Origin of the sequence: Oceanobacillus limi (genome assembly GCF_900111445.1) — a bacterium.
Classification (GTDB): domain Bacteria; phylum Bacillota; class Bacilli; order Bacillales; family Amphibacillaceae; genus Ornithinibacillus; species Ornithinibacillus limi.
On record NZ_FOHE01000018.1, the window covers coordinates 1 to 461 of the forward strand.

A 461-nucleotide genomic window follows, 5' to 3' on the forward strand; every position below is an offset into this window, starting at 1 on the left:
TATCCTTTTTCATTAGTTCGCGTTCTTTTTCTTTCAATTGTTGTTCTAACTTTTTCAATCGTTCCTCAGCTGCAACAGGTTCATTTTCAAATTCACGATATTTCGTCATCCAATCATGCAAACAACTTAAAGGAAGCTTTAATTCAGCTGCAATCTCTCTCATTGTTTTCTTTTGCTGTTGTTCTTGCGCAAATTTAACAGTTTCTTTTTTAAATTCTTCACTATACCTTTGCCGATGTTCACCCATGGAACCCCTCCTATGATTATCATTTTAACCTAAAATGATGTTCGTTAAAGGGTATCCACTTTTTATTCTAGCTTCATTCGTTCCGCTAAATGGCATAATGGACCTTGAATAGGAGTCATTTTGGTTGAATAGCGGAATCAGGATTCCATTTCACCCAAATTTGGTAGATTTTTGAGCAAATAGCGGAACCAGGGACCAGAACGTTTGACTGGTG

The 461-nt window shown here is 36.7% G+C and carries 1 protein-coding gene; it reads right to left on the reverse strand.

The features are described 5' to 3' along the window. A partial coding sequence (locus BMX40_RS15620; protein WP_090871629.1) for a transposase occupies positions 1-247 on the reverse strand: 247 nt, incomplete at its 3' end. Positions 248-461 lie beyond the last annotated feature (214 nt).